Raw genomic sequence first — 19107 nt, 5'->3', positions numbered from 1 at the left:
TTAGTTTTATTTTACTAAACTATTTAGCCATTTAATATTAAAAAATATGCAAGAAGATATCATGTACAAAGCGGCCTATAACGGCTCTAAACAATTTACCCAACAGGATGTAACTAACGCCAATGCTACCGGTTTTGGCGCTGCAGCTGATGATTATATGGAACGGGGCATAGACCTGAATGAGCAGCTTATCTTAAATAAACCCGCCACATTTTTCTTTCGAATGAATGGCGAAGCCATGACCGGTGCAGGCATTTTTAACGGGGATGTGCTGATTGTGGACCGAAGTATAAAAGCTGCAAATGGAAAAATAGTAGTAGCCGCCATTAACGGAGATTTGGTAGTTCGCCGTTACCAGCAAAGTTTTAACCACTTATCGCTCATCGCCGAAAATCCCAAATATGCCAATATCGAACTCTCAGAGTTTAGTGAATACAGGGCCTGGGGTGTTGTAACCTGTGTAATACATGTGTTTGAACAAAGTTTATTTATGACCAATCAGGCAGTGACAAAAAAAGCAAAAGATCCTGATAAGCGCATCCGTTATTAGCACTGCAATGGCAACTACCCAATTAGTTATATTGGTAATATGTTGTTAGCCGGCAACAGATTAATTATTGGGCTTTTCTTGCCACGCTCGGTTCAAAGTTCAGGCCTTGAGGCGGCTATAGAAATGGGGCGCATCTTGCTTATGGTATAAAACATCATCCTGCATAAACTAACTAAATGAAGAATATTAACGACAATCCCAATGCCAAACCAAAACCCGGTAAAACCAGAGATGAAAACGGGCAGTACCTGCAGGGCCGCGGCGCACAAATTAATACCAAAAACCGCTTTCTGTTACACGAAACAACAAAAGAACACATAGAAGGTATAGACGATTGGACCGAACCCAACCCTGCCACTCAATACCTTGAGCAAAATGCTAAAAGTATAGTAAACAAAGTAGAAAGCCCAGATGTAGGTATGTTCTATAGCATGAACCCCTACCAGGGTTGTGAGCATGGTTGCATTTATTGCTATGCCCGAAATGTGCATGAATACTGGGGTTATAGTGCCGGACTAGATTTTGAAAGAAAAATAATTGTAAAGAAAAATGCTCCAGACCTGTTACGTAAATTTTTAATGCACCCTAAATGGCAATGTATGCCCATATCCTTAAGCGGTAACACAGATTGCTACCAACCTGCTGAGCAAAAGTTTGCATTAACAAGGCAATTACTGGAAGTGTGCCTGGCTTTTAACCAGCCCGTAGGTATGATTACCAAAAATGCAGGTATGCTGCGGGATAAAGATATTCTTAAAAAATTGGCAGCTAAAAACCTGATAAGCATACTGGTATCCATTACCTCTTTTAACGAGGACCTGCGGCGGGTGATGGAACCCAGAACTACAACAGCACTACAACGTCTTCGTATCATAAAAGAACTAAGTAATGAAGGGGTGCGTATGGGTGTAATGCTGGGGCCCATGATACCGGGATTAAACGAACATGAAATGCAACGCATTATGAAGGCAGCCAGCGAACATGGCGCCACATTTTCTGCCTATACCTTTATTCGATTAAATGGTGCTGTTAAAATTATGTTTCATGATTGGCTGTATAAAAACTTCCCCGACAGGGCCGATAAGGTTTGGCACCTGATTGAAAGCGGGCATGGCGGACAGGTAAATGATAGCCGATGGGGACTGCGCATGCGGGGTGAAGGCCCAATTAGTGAATTGGTAAAACAGCAGTTTGTAAAATATAATAAACTGTATGGCCTAAATGCAGAACGTTGGGGATTGGATACCAGCCAGTTTAAAAGACCCGGCGAACAAGGAAAATTATTTTAGATCAATAAAAGTTATACCCTTGCTGCATAAAGTATCTGCAGTACAAGAGAGCGACGCAAGTAAAGTACCCTGCCTTTTCTATTGCCGGGCTACCAAAGAACAGATTGGCTTTAAAAATCTATACCGCTCCATTTTTTCTTGGTATCGCCATATTTTTTGAAATCGAACTGGTAGAGTTTACCGGGGCGGTGTGGCACATCGTCTTCGTATAAACCAGTGTCGATTAAAAAGTCCATAGCAAAAAATTTCTTTCTGAAATTTCTGCGGTCCATTTTTCTATCAAGGATGGCTTCGTATAAATTTTGTAATTCGCGCAGGGAAAATTTCTCGGGTAAAAGGTTAAAACCCAGTGGATGTTCCTGTATACGTTTTTGCAGCCAGGCATAACACTCATTCAGAATTTCATGGTGATCAAAAGCCATATCCTTGATGGTTTTTACACTATGCCAGTGTAATTCATTATCCATTTTTTTTAGCTGGTGGTGCTCAATATTTAGTAAAGAACAATAAGCTACCGTAAGTACCCTGCCACCGGGGTGGCGGTTGGGTTTACTAAAGGTTTTTACCTGTTCCAGATATACATCATCCATGCCGGTTCTTTCGCGTAATACGCGATAGGCTGAATCGTCAAGTATTTCGTTATCATCGGCAAAATCGCCCAATAGTGACCATTTATCCTTAAACAGTTCAAGGTCACTTCTAATGAGCAATACTTTTAATTCATTTTCATCAAAGCCAAAAATTACACAGTCTACCGTTATAGGAACACGGGGATAGGATTCCACAAGTTTTCTGGCGTCTTTAATTAATCCTTCCTGTTTTAATTGTAAATCAGTTGTCACAATAAAATCTTTTTCATGATGGCAAAAACCGAAAGCCCGGTAAATAGTAATTGATATTAGGCATCAACTATTTAGCCCGAAAATATACATAATCAGCATTGTGTACAAATAACACTTTGAAATTTTGCCTGAAAATATGCCAAAGTGGTTTTCTCCTATAACTTTACGGGGTACAAATTTAAATATGTTTACTACAGCATTAACCAAAGAATTGCAGGCAACTACTACCCTTTTGCTGCAACAACAACAAGTATCAATTAATGAAATAGATGCATTACGCCAAGTTTTGCGCCTGCATGAATACCGTTATTATGTATTGAACGATCCCCTGATTGCGGATGCAGAATACGATCAATTGTACAAACACTTAACTACTTTGGAAGCAGCTAACCCTGCGTTGGTAAGCCCTGATTCGCCTACCCAACGGGTAGGTAATAGCCTAAACGAGGCTTTTAATACGGTACAACACCTGGTGCCCATGCTTAGTTTAAACAACAGCTATAATGCAGATGATTTATATGATTTTGACCGAAAAGCCCGGGAATTAACTGGTATAGACCTTATTGAATATTGCGTAGAACCCAAATTTGATGGCGCCAGTATTTCGCTGATTTATGAGAATGATGTGTTTACCCGGGGTGCAACCAGGGGAAACGGCGTAGAAGGCGAAGATATTACCACCAATATTAAGCAGATCAAATCAATACCATTATCAGCGCCCTTTTCTGCCTATGGGTTGCAGCAGGTAGAAATAAGGGGTGAAATAATTATGACAAAAGCCGTATTTCAACAATACAACGAGGCATTGGCAGAACAAGGTTTACCGCCATTGGCCAATCCACGTAATGCAGCCAGCGGCAGCTTAAGACAAAAAGACCCCAAGCAGGTTGCCAAAAGAAACCTGGATGCTTTTTTATACCACATAAGTTTTTATACTGAGAACGAGCACGTTGCTGTAGACCCCGAAAAATTAGCCCTGCTGCAAAAACATGCAGGCACGCTGGAATTATTGTGGCAGTGCGGCTTTCGCAGCCCGCAAAAAGAAAAACTGGTGCTAACAGGTATTGATGAAGTAATACAACATGTACAGGATTTTGAAGCCATGCGGGATACCCTGCCCTATGAAATTGATGGCATGGTAATAAAAGTAAATGATTTTGCCCTGCAGGATAAAATGGGCATGACCACCCACCACCCGCGCTGGGCTATTGCCTTTAAATTTAAAGCCAGGCAGGCTACTACTAAATTAAGAGCCGTTGAATTTCAGGTGGGTAGAACCGGGGCAATAACACCGGTTGCCAAATTAGACCCGGTAGGTATTGGTGGCGTTACGGTTTCCAGTATTTCTATACATAATGAAGACTATATTAAAGAAAAAGACCTTAATATAGGTGATACTGTTTTAATTGAAAGGGCCGGCGATGTTATACCACAAATAGTAAAATCCTTGCCCGATATTAGAAATGGCAGTGAAACACCTATTATTTTCCCTCGTAACTGCCCGGTATGTAACAGCGAGCTGGCTAAAGAAGATACAGAAGCCGTATGGCGTTGTATTAATATTGAATGCCCTGCACAGGTGGCAGAACGCATAATACATTTTGTAAGTAAGGATGCCATGGATATAAAAAACTTTGGCGAAGCCAATGTGCGCAAGTTTTTTGAACTGGGCTTATTATCTGATATTCCCGGCATTTACACATTAAACTTTGATGCCATTGGGCAACTGGAAGGTTTTGGCAAAAAAAGCATTGATAATATACAGGCCGCCATAGCCGCTTCCAAACAACAGCCATTATACCGGCTTATTTATGCTTTGGGCATACGCTATGTGGGCGAAACCACTGCCAAAACATTGGCCAATGCCGTTGAAAACATTTTTGAATTTACCCAAAAAACCGAGGAAGAATTGCAGCAAATGGAAGATGTTGGTGTAAAAGTGGCCCAAAGTATTTACCGGTTTTTTCAAAATGCGCAAAATATTGATATGCTGCACCAATTGCAGGCTTTGGGTTTGCAATTGCACAATACCAAGCGGGAAGCAGTGGCAAGCGGCGCCCTGCAAGGGCAAACCTTTTTGTTTACAGGTACGCTGGCAAAACTAAAACGCAGCGATGCCGAAGCCATGGCCGAAGCAAATGGTGGTAAAATTGTAAGTGGCGTTAGCAGTAAATTAAATTACCTGGTAGTGGGCGAAGATGCGGGCAGCAAACTGGAAAAAGCCAAAAAAATTAATACCGTAAAAATTATTAGCGAAGACGAATTTTTAGCACTTATTGGCGTATAGCCATTTTTTGGACCAGACTTTTAAAGTGCTATTTACCTGCCGTTGCGTCGCACACTGGAGCGTTTAGCCCATTATTGGGCAAAAGGGTCAGTAGTGCTAAATAAAGAACAAGTGTTTGTTTATTTGTGCGGCACAGAACTTTAAAATTTAGTATCCTGCTTTAAATATCGGAAAGAAGGTTGTTTCTTTGCAGCGCAAATACCCGAAAGTACAAGAGTGCGACGCAAGCGGCGATGCCATCTTACTCAACTGCCGGGCCCAACAAATAACAACCAATATTTAAAAATCATAAACAACAACGAATATGAGCTACATAGAACTAATTCATGCCAGGCAAATTCTTGACAGTCGTGGAAACCCTACTATTGAAGTAGATGTGTTAACTGAGAATGGTCATTTAGGCCGTGCAGCAGTACCAAGTGGTGCCAGTACCGGTATTCACGAAGCAGTAGAATTACGCGATGGCGATAAAGCTGTTTACGTAGGTAAAGGCGTTTTAAAAGCAGTTTCGAATGTAAATGATATTATTGCCGATCAACTGATTGGATGGAATGTTTGCGATCAGGCAGGCATTGACAAAAAATTAATTGAGCTGGATGGTACCGATAATAAAGGCAAATTGGGTGCTAATGCCCTGTTGGCTGTTTCTATGGCAGTTTCAAAGGCTGCTGCATTGGAAAGCAACCTGCCTTTATACCGTTATTTAGGCGGCGTAAATGCAACCGTTTTACCCGTGCCTTTAATGAACATTCTAAATGGCGGTGCCCATGCCGATAACAAGATTGATTATCAGGAATTTATGATTGTACCAGTAGGTGCAAGCAGTTTTAGCGAAGGCTTACGCTGGGGTGTAGAAGTATTTCACCACCTGAAATCGGTTTTGAAAAAGAAAGGCTTTAGCACCAATGTTGGCGACGAAGGCGGTTTTGCCCCAGATATACAAAGCAACGAAGAAGCTATTGAAACAGTTTTATTGGCTATTGAAGCAGCCGGTTATAAAGTAGGTGAGCAAATTGCCATTGCTTTGGATGCTGCCAGCAGTGAAATGTATAAGGATGGCAAATATATTTTCCATAAAAGCGATGGTAAAGTACTTACCAGCGATGAAATGGTTGCTTACTGGACAGAATGGGTAAATAAATATCCTATTGTTTCTATTGAAGATGGTATGGCCGAAGAAGATTGGGATGGCTGGAAAAAATTAACTGATGCCATTGGCCATAAAGTACAACTGGTAGGCGATGATTTGTTTGTTACCAATACCAAAATATTAAAACGTGGTATTGATACAGGCGTAGCCAACAGCATCTTAATTAAAGTAAACCAGATTGGTACTGTAACCGAAACTATCAACGCGGTTCAAATGGCACAAAATGCTGGTTATACCACCATTATGAGCCACCGTAGTGGTGAAACAGAAGATACAACCATTGCAGATCTTGCTGTTGCTTTAAATTGTGGCCAGATTAAAACAGGTAGCGCCAGCCGTACAGACCGTATGGCCAAATACAACCAGCTAATTCGTATTGAAGAAGCACTGGGTACCAATGGCGTTTTTCCAAATGGTAAAAGCCTTTTTAGCAAATAGGATATAAAAAAAATAATATAAATCGTTGGCCGTTTTAGTATTTTTACTAAGGTCAACGATTTTTTTATGCCTGTTATCCGCAAAATACTTCAGCTGATTAGTAATAAATACCTGGTAGCAATACTTGTTTTTGCTGTGGTGGTATTAATTACAGACCATAATAACATATTTGAGCAATGGCAACGTAAGCAAGAGCTACAAGAGCTACAAAACAAAAAAGCCTACTACGAACAGGAAATTGCAAAAACCAAAAAAGAAATATCAGATTTAAGCAATAACACCGCAGCGCTGGAAAAATATGCCCGTGAAAAATATTTTATGAAAAAAGATAACGAGGATATTTTTATTACCGTACCAGATAGTACCGGTGTTAAAAATTAGCAACTAATACAATATACCGTAAAGCAGGGCGTTTAAATAGCGGTATCCTATGAAACATCAAAGTGGTAATGTATTTTATTTACAAATTACAAATGCTTTCATATGGCTAATTCTACAATTGAAGACCTGGTACTTTTTATGTATAACGAATCAAATAACTCGCACAGAGCCGCAGTAGAACTGGAATTACAGCAAAGCTGGGCCTTAAAGGAAAAATACAGTGTATTAAAAGAATCTGCCAGGCGCATCAACAATATGCCATTGCAATCTCCGCGCAGGCAAACCATCAATGCTATCATGCAATATGCTATGCAAACGGCTAAAATAACTTCCTGATTAATAGGGTATAGTTTGTTTTCTTAAGGTACATTCGTTGCAGTTTACGCATATTTCTATGACACGCAAAGAACGCTACCAGCAGGTACTTTCCTATTTTCAGCAAAACATGCCCGTTGCAGAAACGGAATTAATGTACGATAATCCATATCAATTATTGGTATCGGTTATACTATCCGCCCAATGTACCGATAAGCGGGTAAACCTTACCACCCCGGCCATTTTTAACCAATACCCCACCCCGCAATTATTGGCGCAAGCCAGTTTCGAAGAATTGTTTCCCCTCATAAAAAGTATTTCTTACCCCAACAATAAAACCAAACATTTAATTGGCATGGCCAATATGCTGGTAAATACATTCAACGGCCAGGTACCTATGACCGTGGATGAACTGGTACAACTTCCTGGTGTTGGGCGTAAAACAGCCAATGTAATTACATCGGTAATAGATGCCCAGCCTAATATGGCCGTAGATACCCATGTGTTTAGGGTAGCTGCCAGGCTGGGTTTAACCATAAAAGCCACCACCCCGCTGGCAGCCGAAAAACAACTTATACAATACATACCTAAAGAGCTGGTGCATATAGCACACCATTGGCTAATATTACATGGCCGATACACCTGTTTGGCCCGTAACCCCAAATGCGATAGCTGTGCTTTGCAAACCATGTGCGCCTATTTTCAAAAACAGCAAAAAAAACAGCCAAAGGCATAATACAAATTTTTAGCCCGGCTTAACAAATACCTGTCAACTTTACTTGCGTCGCACACTTGTACAACATAACTTTATGCAGCCAATACAACAGTGAATAACAAACCAATTGTGCATAAGGCATAATAAAAATTAGGTGATTTCTATTTTCAAAAAATTATTACAACATGAACAAAAAATTGCTTGTCTTTTCTCTTGCATTTCCGCTAGCATTAAGTAGCATTGCCCAACAAAAAAACTGGGACAGCCTGGCCAAAGAGGCCGCTAAAACTGAGGTGTGGACACCCGTACCACCCGTAGTTACTCCAGGCGCCACACCAATGGACGCCCCATCAGATGCCATTATTTTATTCGATGGTAAAAATCTGGATCAATGGGTATCAGTAAACGATCATTCAAAACCGGCTGGCTGGAAAGTGGCCAATGGCATTATTACAGTAGATAAAAGCACCGGCAATATAGAAACCAAACAAAGTTTTATGGATTACCAGCTGCACCTGGAATGGCGTGTACCCGAAGTAATCCATGGCGAAGGACAGGCCCGTGGTAATAGCGGTATTTTTCTGGCATCTACAGGCCCCGGTGATGAAGGCTATGAAATTCAGATACTGGATTGTTACAACAATAAAACCTATACCAATGGGCAAACCGGTTCGGTGTATAAAGAAACAATCCCTTTGGCCAATGCCTGTAAAAAACCAGGCGAATGGCAGGTGTATGATATAATTTGGACGGCCCCCCGGTTTAATGAGGATGGTACTGTAAAATCACCTGGCAGGGTAACTGTAATGCATAATGGTGTTTTATTGCAAAACAATGTAACCATTAATGGAGTTACCGCCTGGATTGGAGCTCACACTTACAAAAAACACGGACCAAGCCCCATTAAACTGCAATCTCACGGAGATCCCAGTGAGCCTATTAGTTTTAGAAACATTTGGGTAAGACCTTTATAATTTTTTTATACATTTAAAACGGTTGAAACTTCTAAAGTATTCAACCGTTTTTTTATTTTACCATTTATTACAACAACATGAAATGTAAACTTGTACTAACCGCCGCCGCCTGCATTGGCATGGCACCCGTTTTTGCCCAAAATTCCAGGGGAGATAGCTTGGCCAGGGAAGCTGCTAAAACAGAAGTATGGACACCGGTACCTGCCATTGTTACACCCGGTATTACCCCACAGGATGCCCCATCTGATGCAATTGTGCTTTTTAATGGCACCAACAGCGAAATGTGGGAAACCACCAAGGGCGGTCCGGCAAAGTTTTTGATAAAAGACAATGCTATGACTGTTGTTAAAGGCAGTGGAAGTGTTAAAACAAAAATGCAGTTTACCGATTTCCAATTACATATTGAATGGAAGGAACCATTACCTGTTATAAACAGTGGACAAAGCCGCGGCAACAGTGGTATTTTTATGCAGGAACAATACGAACTGCAGGTGCTGGATAACTACGACAATACTACCTACCCCAATGGGCAGTGTGGTGCTATTTATAAAGAATCTATACCATTGGTAAATGCATGCCGTAAACCGGGAGAATGGCAATGTTATGATGTGATATGGACAGCTCCCCGATTTAATACAGATGGCAGCCTGCTTTCACCGGCAAGGGTTACGGTTTTACAAAACGGTATATTGATTCAAAATAATTTTTCGGTGCTGGGGCCTACAGACTGGATTGGCAGGGCGCCGTATTCGGCACATGGCGCAAAGTCGATTATGTTGCAGGATCATGGCGATGATGGCAACCCGGTAAGTTTTAGAAATATTTGGGTAAGACCTTTATAATTATTGATAGATGATTGGCAAATGGATGAAAGTAAATTTTCAGCCATTTGTGTTTTAGGGATGGGTAAAGAATAGGCTGTATTTGCAGAACAGTGCTATACCGCACAAGAGTGCGACGCAACGGATGCCATATACCTGTACCAAAGCCGGGTACATACAGCTATTGATTTTCTTTAAAACTTTTTGCAGGCTGCAACAGATCGAAACAATCTTTTATAATTTCAAAGTTAAGTTCTTCTGCAGTTTCTACCGGCTCACCATCTATATGTAAAGGCGCCAGCCGATGGTTGCGTACTTTAATGGAGGGAACCTGAAAATATAAAATATTTTTTTGGGCAATATCATCTACCAGTTGTTGCAATTTATTGTTGCCGCGCATTTGTCTTAAAATGGCAAATGGCAGTTTTGCCTTATTCATTTTTTGTACTATTACCACATCCAGCAAACCATCGTTTAATACGGCCTGGGGTGCAATGGTTACATGGTTACCAAATTGGTTGCCATTGGCAATGCTGATGAAAAAAGCATCGGTGAAAAAAGAAAATTCGGGCAGCACCACTTCAAACTGGTAGGGTTGAGCTTTGAAGAAATTGATAAGGCTTTGTTGTGTGTAAGTTAATAAACCACGCCTGGCTTTGGTGGCAAAATCGTGTGCTACTTTAGCATCGAAACCAATGCCGGTTAGCATACAAGAGAACCTGTTGTTTACGCGAAATGCATCTACTTTGCCTGAATGGCCCTGTACAATAATGTCGATTGCTTTTTGCATATTGGCAGGTATAGCAGCTGCATAGGCAAAGCCATTGCCACTACCCAATGGAATAACCCCAAACCTTACCGGCTCCCGGTGCAATGCATGCACTACCTGGTTAACAGATCCATCGCCTCCAATGATTACCACATCGGTTATTTGCTCTTCGTGTATTTTTTGTTTTAACAAGGTATAATTGCCATTGGCATGGGTGGGCATTATTTCAAAATGCAATCCTTCTTTTTGGCAGGTATGTTCAACAGCTTTTAATACAATATCTTTTTTGGCTGTTCCAGATATTGGATTAACCAGAAATACTATTTTTCTCATTGCAGGGAATAAAAATGTTACAGCACAATCGTTTCGCAAATCTAATAAACACTATCTTGAATAAAAATAAACAGTTTAATGATGGAACAACTTCAATCTGCCGCCGAAGAGTGGAGCTTTCTCAAAAAATTAGGATTTCGCTTCTTTTTTACCTTGTTTGTGCTTTTTGTTTTGTTTTATCCCAATGGCTTCTTTCCCTATTTTGATTATTTGTTTGAAATTTATATTCAGCCTTTCCGTTCACTTATTCCATGGATAGGCACTCATATTTTACATACTACCAATGAAGCTGCTGCACACCCCACCGGCAGTGGCGATACCTTATACGATTGGGTAACTTTGTTTTTTATAAGCATGCTATCTGTTGCGGTTACAATTGTGTGGAGCATAGTACCAACCAACCGCAAAAATTATAATGTATTATATTATTGGTTAACTGTTTTAGTGCGCTATTATTTGGCCTTTACCATGTTAACCTATGGATTTTACAAAGTATTCAAACTGCAATTTCCTTTTCCTTCATCAGGCACATTAATGGAGCCCTATGGCAATTCGTCGCCCATGAGACTGGCATGGACCTTTATGGGTTTCTCTAAAGGCTATAATTATTTTACTGGTTTTGGTGAAGTTTTTAGCGGTGTTTTTCTACTCTTCAGGCGTACCAAAACCATGGGTGCGTTATTATCTTTAGTGGTTGCCGCCAATGTAATGGCTATTAATTATTGCTTTGATGTACCGGTAAAATTATTGTCTACCACTTTGGTGGTGATGTCATTATTTCTATTAGCCAAAGACCTGCAAAGATTATTGCAGTTTCTGGTACTTAATACCACTGCGGCACCTGCAGATATTGCCACCCCAACCTTTAAAAAACCATGGATAAACAAAGCATTGGTGGTTGTAAAATATGGCACTATACTGTTTATTTTTGTCACCTATATTTATCAGGGTTCAGAAGCCCTTAGCCAATATGGAGATGATGCCCCAAAACCTGCTCTGTATGGCATCTACACCACAGAGCAATTTGTAAAAAACAAAGATACACTTACACCTTTGGCAACCGATTCTCTATACTGGCATAAGCTGATTGTAGGCAGCTATGGTTATGCCACAGTAATGGCAATGAATGATAGCTTGCATGCCTATGTATTTGAAACCGATACAGCCGCCAAAAAAATAACCATGTATACTGATGCTGATACTACAAATAAATCCATTTTGCAATATAGCCAGATGAACAATACCCTTCAGTTAAATGGTATATGGCAACATGATACAGTGAGCATAAAAATGCAGCAATTTCCATTACAAAATTTCAGGCTAATCAACCGTGGATTTCATTGGGTTAGCGAGTATCCATTTAATAAATAATTATTGGCCCGGCGTACCAACATGTATTAAGCTTTACTTGCTACGCTCGGTTCATCGTTCGCCTCAATTGGCAGCAAAAAATGCAGTAACTTACCTGTAAAATAGCTACAGGAAAACTTGTTTAAACAAGGCAGTTTTTTTACAATACCGGCGTAAATCATAAAACGTATTGTTTAAAACCTATAACTTACAACGCATAATTTGCTGCCATGTATTTCGATAGAAAAAATCTTACCAACGAAGCACTGCTTGATATTTATAAAAGGCTGCTATTACCCAGGCTTATCGAGGAAAAAATGCTCATCTTACTTAGGCAGGGCAAAATAAGCAAATGGTTTAGTGGTATTGGCCAGGAAGCCATTTCAGTAGGTTGTACCTATGCGCTTGATAGCGATGAATGGATAATGCCCCTGCACCGCAATTTGGGTGTTTTTACAGGGCGCAATATGCCTTTACACAAATTATTTATGCAGTGGCAGGGCAATAAAGAAGGTTATAGCAAAGGGCGAGAAAGAAGCTTCCATTTTGGCAGTAAAGAGCACCATATTTGCGGCATGATATCACATCTGGGCCCGCAACTGGCTATTGCAGATGGCGTAGCGCTGGCACAAACCTTACAACAACAGCCCAAAGTAGCCATGGCTTTTACCGGCGATGGCGGCACCAGCGAAGGCGACTTTCACGAAGCACTTAATGTAGCAGCCGTTTGGGATTTACCCGTAATTTTTATCATAGAAAACAATGGGTATGGCTTAAGTACCCCCACCAACGAACAATACCGTTGCGAAAGCCTGGTGCAACGTGCAAAAGGTTATGGCATGGAAGGCGTACGTATAGACGGCAATAATATACTGGAAGTAATAGATTCTATCAAAGGCATTAGGGAGTATTGTATTAGAGAACAAAAGCCATACCTGGTAGAGTGTACCACTTTCCGCATGCGGGGTCACGAAGAAGCCAGTGGCACCAAATATGTTCCTTCTGCCCTAATGGAAGAATGGGCCCAAAAAGATCCTTTGCAAAATTTCGAGGAATATTTACTTTCTCAACAATTGCTTACCCAAACAGCTATTGAAGAGCAAAAAGAATCCATCAGGCAATTGATAGAAGCCGAATTACAAATTGCTTTTACTGCGGATGATATTGTACCCGATACCAACGAAGAATTACAGGATGTGTATGCCCCCGTACCTGCCCAAACAGGTATTACCATTATCAATAACAGTTTACCAATAAATATCATAGAAAATGCACCGGAAAAAAGGATGATTGATGCCATTAAAGACGGGCTTTTTCAAAGCATGTTGCAACACCCCAATCTTATTTTAATGGGCCAGGATATTGCAGAATATGGCGGCGCTTTTAAAATTACTGAAGGATTTCTTACTGCCTTTGGCAAACAAAGGGTACGCAACACTCCCTTATGCGAAAGTGCTATACTGGGTACAGCACTTGGCCTTAGCCTTGCCGGATTTAAAAGCATGATGGAAATGCAATTTGCCGATTTTGTAACCGTAGGTTTTAACCAAATTATCAATAACCTGGCAAAAATGCATTACCGCTGGGGCCAACAGGCAGATGTGGTGGTTCGAATGCCTACAGGTGCAGGCGTTGGCGCAGGGCCATTTCACTCACAAAGCAACGAAGCCTGGTTTGTACATACACCCGGGTTAAAAGTAGTATATCCATCCAGCCCCATAGATGCCAAAGGCTTATTAATAGCCGCCATTAATGATCCTAACCCGGTTCTGTTTTTTGAACATAAGGCCTTGTACCGTAGTGTTAGTGGCCCGGTACCCAACGACTATTACACAATAGAAATAGGCAAAGCAAAACAAGTACAGGCAGGTACTGATATAAGTATCATTACCTATGGCGCCGGTGTACATTGGGCCGTAGAATATGCTACTCAATACCCGCAAATAAGCATTGACATTCTCGATCTTAGAACCTTGTTGCCCCTGGATTATGACGCTATTAAAGCTACAGTGGCACGTACGGGCAAAGTATTAGTATTTCATGAAGACAATTTAACCGGCGGTATAGGTGCAGAAATTGCCGCATGGATAAGCCAGCATTGCTTTGAATTATTAGATGCACCGGTAATACGTTGCGCTTCTTTAGATACGCCAATTCCTTTTAATATAGCGCTGGAAAAAAACTATTTGGCCAAAGCCCGTTTACACGAAAACATACAACAATTATTGGCATATTAAACCCAGTTGAAAGCTTTTTATTAGCCCTGCTATAAATATTATTGCAGCTTTACTTGCGTCGCACTCTTGTGCGGTGGAATAAATGGCAGCATTGTAAGCGTTGTTTAAAAGAAAAACATGTTTTAACAAACGTACACAATACTTACGCCTGCTAAAACATGTAATTTAATTTTGCCGCCATAAAAGAGGAACCCTGAACCGAGCGTGGCAAGTAAAGCCCAATGCCTGTACTTCAGCTTAGTTCAAAATCCTGTATTTAAAAACAAAAATCACCTTCGGCAATCATTTTATCTGCAATCCTTCTCCGGGCTGCTTTGCTGTTAAATGCATCTACTTTGGTAAAACGTTTCAGGCCAATATGCATCATGCGTAATTCATCGCCATCGGCAAATGCATTCAGGGCATCTTTACCATTTTTGTTAATGCGGTCTGCGGCATCATATAAGAAAGTATGCATAATATCAGTCTGCAAAGCAGTAGCAGCTTCACCGTTACGTTCAGTAAGTTTTATCACCCTTAACAAAGCACTTTCTGCCAGGTAAGTATCTATTGACATGTCGGCAATATTCATCAGAATTTCCTGTTCTTTATCCAGGTTCATCATCAGCTTTTGTACAGCAGCACCGGCTACCATTATAATGGCTTTTTTAAAGTTGGCAATATATTTTTTCTCTTTCGCAAATGGGGTATCGTCATCGTTGCCAAAATCGGGTATGCTCATTAGCTCTTTGCTTACAGCCATGGCAGGCCCCATTAGGTTTAGTGTACCTTTCATAGCACGTTTTAGCATCATGTCTACGGTAAGTAAACGGTTAATTTCGTTAGTACCCTCGTAAATACGGTTAATACGGCTATCGCGGTAGGCGCGGCTAATTTCATATTCATCACTAAACCCGTTGCCACCATGTATTTGAACACCTTCGTCTACTACATAATCCAGCACTTCACTACCATATATTTTTAGTAAAGCACATTCAATGGCATATTCTTCAGCTGCTCCCAGATAGGCTTTTTCAAAACTTAAACCCTGTGCTTTAAGCTCTTCTTCTTTTTCGTCAATCATTTTACCGGTGCGGTACATACCGGCATCTCCAACCCATAATAAAACAGCCATTTGTGCCAGCTTATGTTTAATGGCTCCAAAATTGGCAATAGGGGTTTTAAACTGCTCACGGGTAATAGCATACTTTACTGATTGTGCAGCGGCAGCTTTAGCGCCACCCAGTGTAGCAGCACACAATTTATAACGGCCTGTATTTAGGGTATTAAATGCAATAATATGGCCACGGCCAATTTCGCCCAATACATTTTCTACCGGCACTTTACAATCCTGGAAATATAACTGAACCGTTGAGGAACCTTTGATACCCATTTTATGTTCTTCGGGGCCGCGGGTAAATCCTTCGGTATCACGTTCTACAATAAATGCGGTAAACTTATCGCCATCTATTTTGGCAAAAACAGTATAAATATCGGCAAAGCCACCATTGGTTATCCAGCATTTCTGACCGTTTAATATATAGTGCTTACCATCTGAACTTAGCGTAGCCGTGGTTTTAGCACCCAGGGCATCGCTGCCGCTATTAGGTTCTGTTAAACCATAGGCGCCAGTCCACTCACCCGAAATAAGTTTGGGTATATATTTATTGCGTTGTGCTTCGTTGCCAAAATATAAAATGGGCATGGTACCAATACCGGTATGCGCAGTAAAGGCAACACAAAAAGAATAGCCTTTTCCAAAGTTTTCGTTGATAATGGTAGAAGTAATCAGGTCTTTACCCAGTCCACCATATTGCTCGGGAACACTAGCACCCACCAAACCCAGTTCTGCCGCTTTAGCCAGTGTAGAGTGCATAAGGCCCGGCTCCATTTTTTCAATACGGTCAATTACGGGTATTACCTCCGTATCAATAAACTGGCGGCTCATGTCGTTAATCATTACATACTCCTCAGAAAAATCTTCAGGTATATAAATGTCCTGGGAATTTGTTTCTTTAATCAGCCATTCCCCGCCTTTTAAAGCTGTGTGTGGTAGTGTTGCAGCACTCATGGGTTATTTTTTTGAAATTTGATAAATAATATAATGGCAAGTAGTTTATAAATACAGTACTTGTTGCTTATTTGTTTAGGTTGTCGTACACCTGATTTAATACCTTTTTCACCGTTTCTATTTCCTCTTTGGTAACATTACTTAATGCTTCATCCATGGTTTGGTTGGCCAGCTCTATGGTAATATCCTGTAAGGCTTTGGCCTGATCGGTTAAGCAAATAATATTTACCCGCCTGTCTGTTTTAGAAGCGATCCGTTTTACCAGCTGTTGCTTTTCCAAATTGTCTAATAGCCTGGTAATGCTGGGCTTATCTCTGAATGTACGGTTACATAACTCCTGCTGACTTAACGCATCTTCCAGCCATAAATGGTATAAAATACTCCATTGTTCAATAGTAATATCCAAACTGGCATCCCTGAAATGCTTTTGCAAACGCCGGGCCACTGCACTACTGGCCATTCCGTTGATTACACTATAAATTTCACCTCTTTTAAAATAGTTGTTGGACATATAGTTAGTTATGCAACTAATTTCAAAATTCAACTATCTTTACCAATCTACCAACAATACGGGGTTAAAATATTCTAATATTTATAAAATATTGCTGGCTATGCAAATGCATTTTCTACAGCATAAAAACTCATTGATACAGTATACGATTTGGGGCCATGGCCCCAAATGTCTGTTATGCCTGCATGGTTTTGGGCAAGATGGCAGCAGTTTTAATTTCCTGGAAAAAGAACTTGCCTCGCAATTTACATGTATTGCCATCGATATCCCCTTTCATGGTAATACCCAATGGCAGGAAGGTATAAACATACACCCCGCCGAGTTTTGGGAAGTACTGGCAACTATTGCAGCAAAACACCACCCAACCAATTTTATACAAGATCCTGTTTCCATTCTTGCCTATAGCCTGGGTGGAAGACTGGCATTACATTTATTACAATTGTACCCTACCCAAATAAAGCAACTGGTATTATTGGCGCCAGATGGGTTAAAGGTTAATTTCTGGTACCGCCTGGGTACACAAACCCAATGGGGAAATGCCTTGTTTAAATATACCATGCAATATCCTAATTGGTTTATTGCTATTGTAACGGTGGGCCGAAAAACAGGCATACTTAATAAAAGCATTACCAAATTTGTACATGCGCATATGGACGACCCTACCATTCGCACACAATTATATCAACGGTGGACTGCCCTGCGCCATTTTGCACCCAAACAAAAAAAGATTAAACAGCTTATACAGCAGTACCAAATTCCGGTAAATATCCTTTATGGCAGTTATGATAGGATTATTGTACCCAAAAGAAGCAAATACCTGCAACAACAAAACAATCTGGTAAGTATCACCATCATTGAAGGCGGGCATGATTTATTAAAACCAAGATTTGCCACTGCTATTGGCGCATTATTCTCTCAGTAATTTAAACTTTATTTGCAGTTATGTGGCCCTTCATTTCCATATTTGCAATTTGTATCACCATTGTATATTGTATACTGCTACTTACTTATTATAGTTGGTTTAAAAAGCTGGCTATGTTTACACCTGCGGCCAATACCACTGCGGTTAACAGGTTTAGCATAATTATTCCGGCAAGAAATGAGGCCGCCAATATTGGTGTCTGTTTAAACTCCATTTTACAAAACCAGTACCCAACCGCTCTTTTTGAAATAATCGTAATAGACGATTTTTCTACCGATAACACCGCTGAAATAGTGCAACAGCTAATGCAACTGCACCAAAATATCCAGCTAATTCAATTAAAAAATATTGTTGATTACCCTATTAATTCCTACAAAAAAAAATCAATAGAAACTGCCATTGGTTACAGCAAACACGACTGGATAATTACTACCGATGCAGATTGCATAGTTAGCCCGCAATGGCTCGCCTTATTTGATGCCTATATACAAAAGAGCAATGCTGTTTTTATAGCAGCCCCAGTACAATTTATACAAGAACGCAGCTTTATCTCAGTGTTTCAAAGCCTTGATTTTATTAGCTTACAGGGTATAACAGCAGCATCGGTAAGTGCCGGTTTTCATAGTATGTGCAACGGTGCTAACCTTGCTTATACCAAAGCCGCTTTTTATGCAGTAAATGGTTTTGTCGGCGTTGATACCATTGCCAGCGGCGATGATATGCTGCTGATGCATAAAATACAATTGGCCTATCCCAATGGCATTGGCTACCTGTTTAACCAAAAAGCCATTGTAGCCACCCAGCCCATGCCCAACTGGATATCCTTTATCAACCAACGCATTCGCTGGGCAAGCAAAGCCACCAGCTATACCGATAAAAAAATATTCCTTGTGTTGCTATTGGTGTACCTGGTTAACCTCATGCTTTTGTTATTGCCTTTGCTAGCTATTTGGCACCAAAGTTTCTTACCTGTTTTTGGTTATTTATTATTGGCAAAAACGGCCTGCGAATTATTCTTTCTGCTACCGGTTGCCCGCTTTTTTAATGCCCAATCTTTACTCAGGTGGTTTCCGGCTATGCAACCATTTCATATAGTATATACCGTTATATCCGGATGGTTGGGTAAGTTTGGCAAATATGAATGGAAAGGCCGGCAAGTGCAATAATACAGTG

17 protein-coding genes are annotated in these 19107 nt (G+C 40.6%); 13 read left to right on the top strand and 4 right to left on the bottom strand.

Annotation, left to right across the window (positions count from 1 at the left end; all coding sequences use genetic code 11):
* The first annotated feature begins 46 nt into the window (after positions 1-46).
* Both GD597_RS19900 and GD597_RS19895 read left to right on the top strand, forming a co-directional pair.
* Complete coding sequence (locus tag GD597_RS19900; RefSeq protein ID WP_171609669.1) at positions 47-550, top strand: LexA family protein; 504 nt, start codon at positions 47-49, stop codon at positions 548-550.
* A gap of 176 nt (positions 551-726) precedes the next feature.
* A complete protein-coding gene (locus tag GD597_RS19895; RefSeq protein WP_171609668.1) occupies positions 727-1839 on the top strand; it encodes a PA0069 family radical SAM protein in 1113 nt (370 codons plus the stop codon).
* A gap of 110 nt (positions 1840-1949) precedes the next feature.
* On the opposite strand, the gene GD597_RS22165 is transcribed toward GD597_RS19895, so the two are convergent.
* On the bottom strand, positions 1950-2681 hold the full coding sequence (locus GD597_RS22165) for an NUDIX hydrolase (protein WP_317170324.1): 732 nt from the start codon (positions 2679-2681) through the stop codon (positions 1950-1952).
* A gap of 184 nt (positions 2682-2865) precedes the next feature.
* On the opposite strand from GD597_RS22165, the gene ligA reads away from it, so the two are divergent.
* The 7 genes from ligA (at position 2866) to GD597_RS19855 (ending at position 9783) form a co-directional block, all read left to right on the top strand.
* Entirely contained in the window at positions 2866-4968 is a 2103-nt protein-coding gene (gene ligA / locus GD597_RS19885; protein WP_171609667.1) for an NAD-dependent DNA ligase LigA, read from the top strand.
* 304 nt (positions 4969-5272) lie between these two features.
* Positions 5273-6556: a phosphopyruvate hydratase gene (gene eno / locus GD597_RS19880; RefSeq protein WP_171609666.1), complete on the top strand. Its 1284-nt coding sequence runs from the start codon at positions 5273-5275 to the stop codon at positions 6554-6556.
* A 66-nt stretch (positions 6557-6622) separates the two neighbouring features.
* Positions 6623-6937 carry an FtsB family cell division protein gene (locus GD597_RS19875; protein ID WP_171609665.1) on the top strand — a complete coding sequence of 105 codons (315 nt, stop codon included), beginning with the start codon at positions 6623-6625 and terminating at the stop codon, positions 6935-6937.
* Between the two features lie 102 nt (positions 6938-7039).
* Positions 7040-7273 carry a hypothetical protein gene (locus GD597_RS19870; RefSeq protein ID WP_171609664.1) on the top strand — a complete coding sequence of 78 codons (234 nt, stop codon included), beginning with the start codon at positions 7040-7042 and terminating at the stop codon, positions 7271-7273.
* A gap of 58 nt (positions 7274-7331) precedes the next feature.
* Positions 7332-7988, top strand: coding sequence for an endonuclease III (gene nth / locus GD597_RS19865; RefSeq protein ID WP_171609663.1), 657 nt, complete (start codon positions 7332-7334; stop codon positions 7986-7988).
* Between the two features lie 164 nt (positions 7989-8152).
* The gene (locus GD597_RS19860; protein WP_171609662.1) at positions 8153-8941 is read left to right on the top strand and encodes a 3-keto-disaccharide hydrolase; all 789 of its coding nucleotides are present in this window, start codon (positions 8153-8155) and stop codon (positions 8939-8941) included.
* A 77-nt stretch (positions 8942-9018) separates the two neighbouring features.
* Entirely contained in the window at positions 9019-9783 is a 765-nt protein-coding gene (locus GD597_RS19855; protein ID WP_171609661.1) for a 3-keto-disaccharide hydrolase, read from the top strand.
* Positions 9784-9943: 160 nt separating this feature from the next.
* On the opposite strand, the gene GD597_RS19850 is transcribed toward GD597_RS19855, so the two are convergent.
* Positions 9944-10864: a diacylglycerol/lipid kinase family protein gene (locus GD597_RS19850; RefSeq protein ID WP_171609660.1), complete on the bottom strand. Its 921-nt coding sequence runs from the start codon at positions 10862-10864 to the stop codon at positions 9944-9946.
* Positions 10865-10942: 78 nt separating this feature from the next.
* On the opposite strand from GD597_RS19850, the gene GD597_RS19845 reads away from it, so the two are divergent.
* Together GD597_RS19845 and GD597_RS19840 are read left to right on the top strand one after the other, a co-directional pair.
* Positions 10943-12235 (top strand): hypothetical protein, encoded by a 1293-nt coding sequence (locus tag GD597_RS19845; protein ID WP_171609659.1) that lies wholly within the window; start codon positions 10943-10945, stop codon positions 12233-12235.
* A 209-nt stretch (positions 12236-12444) separates the two neighbouring features.
* Positions 12445-14451 carry an alpha-ketoacid dehydrogenase subunit alpha/beta gene (locus GD597_RS19840; RefSeq protein WP_171609658.1) on the top strand — a complete coding sequence of 669 codons (2007 nt, stop codon included), beginning with the start codon at positions 12445-12447 and terminating at the stop codon, positions 14449-14451.
* A 256-nt stretch (positions 14452-14707) separates the two neighbouring features.
* Here the strand turns inward: GD597_RS19840 and GD597_RS19835 are convergent, their stop codons facing one another.
* Entirely contained in the window at positions 14708-16501 is a 1794-nt protein-coding gene (locus GD597_RS19835) for an acyl-CoA dehydrogenase family protein (protein WP_171609657.1), read from the bottom strand.
* A 67-nt stretch (positions 16502-16568) separates the two neighbouring features.
* Positions 16569-17012 carry a MarR family winged helix-turn-helix transcriptional regulator gene (locus tag GD597_RS19830; protein WP_171609656.1) on the bottom strand — a complete coding sequence of 148 codons (444 nt, stop codon included), beginning with the start codon at positions 17010-17012 and terminating at the stop codon, positions 16569-16571.
* Between the two features lie 10 nt (positions 17013-17022).
* On the opposite strand from GD597_RS19830, the gene GD597_RS19825 reads away from it, so the two are divergent.
* Both GD597_RS19825 and GD597_RS19820 read left to right on the top strand, forming a co-directional pair.
* Positions 17023-17934, top strand: a complete 912-nt coding sequence (locus GD597_RS19825; protein WP_171609655.1) for an alpha/beta fold hydrolase — start codon at positions 17023-17025, stop codon at positions 17932-17934.
* A 113-nt stretch (positions 17935-18047) separates the two neighbouring features.
* Positions 18048-19100 carry a glycosyltransferase gene (locus GD597_RS19820; protein WP_171609654.1) on the top strand — a complete coding sequence of 351 codons (1053 nt, stop codon included), beginning with the start codon at positions 18048-18050 and terminating at the stop codon, positions 19098-19100.
* Positions 19101-19107 lie beyond the last annotated feature (7 nt).

The sequence above is a fragment of the Limnovirga soli genome (genome assembly GCF_013106755.1).
In the GTDB taxonomy this organism is placed as follows: Bacteria; Bacteroidota; Bacteroidia; order Chitinophagales; family Chitinophagaceae; genus Limnovirga; species Limnovirga soli.
Note: the sequence above shows the minus strand (reverse complement) of the source record. Positions and strands in the feature narration are given on the sequence as shown.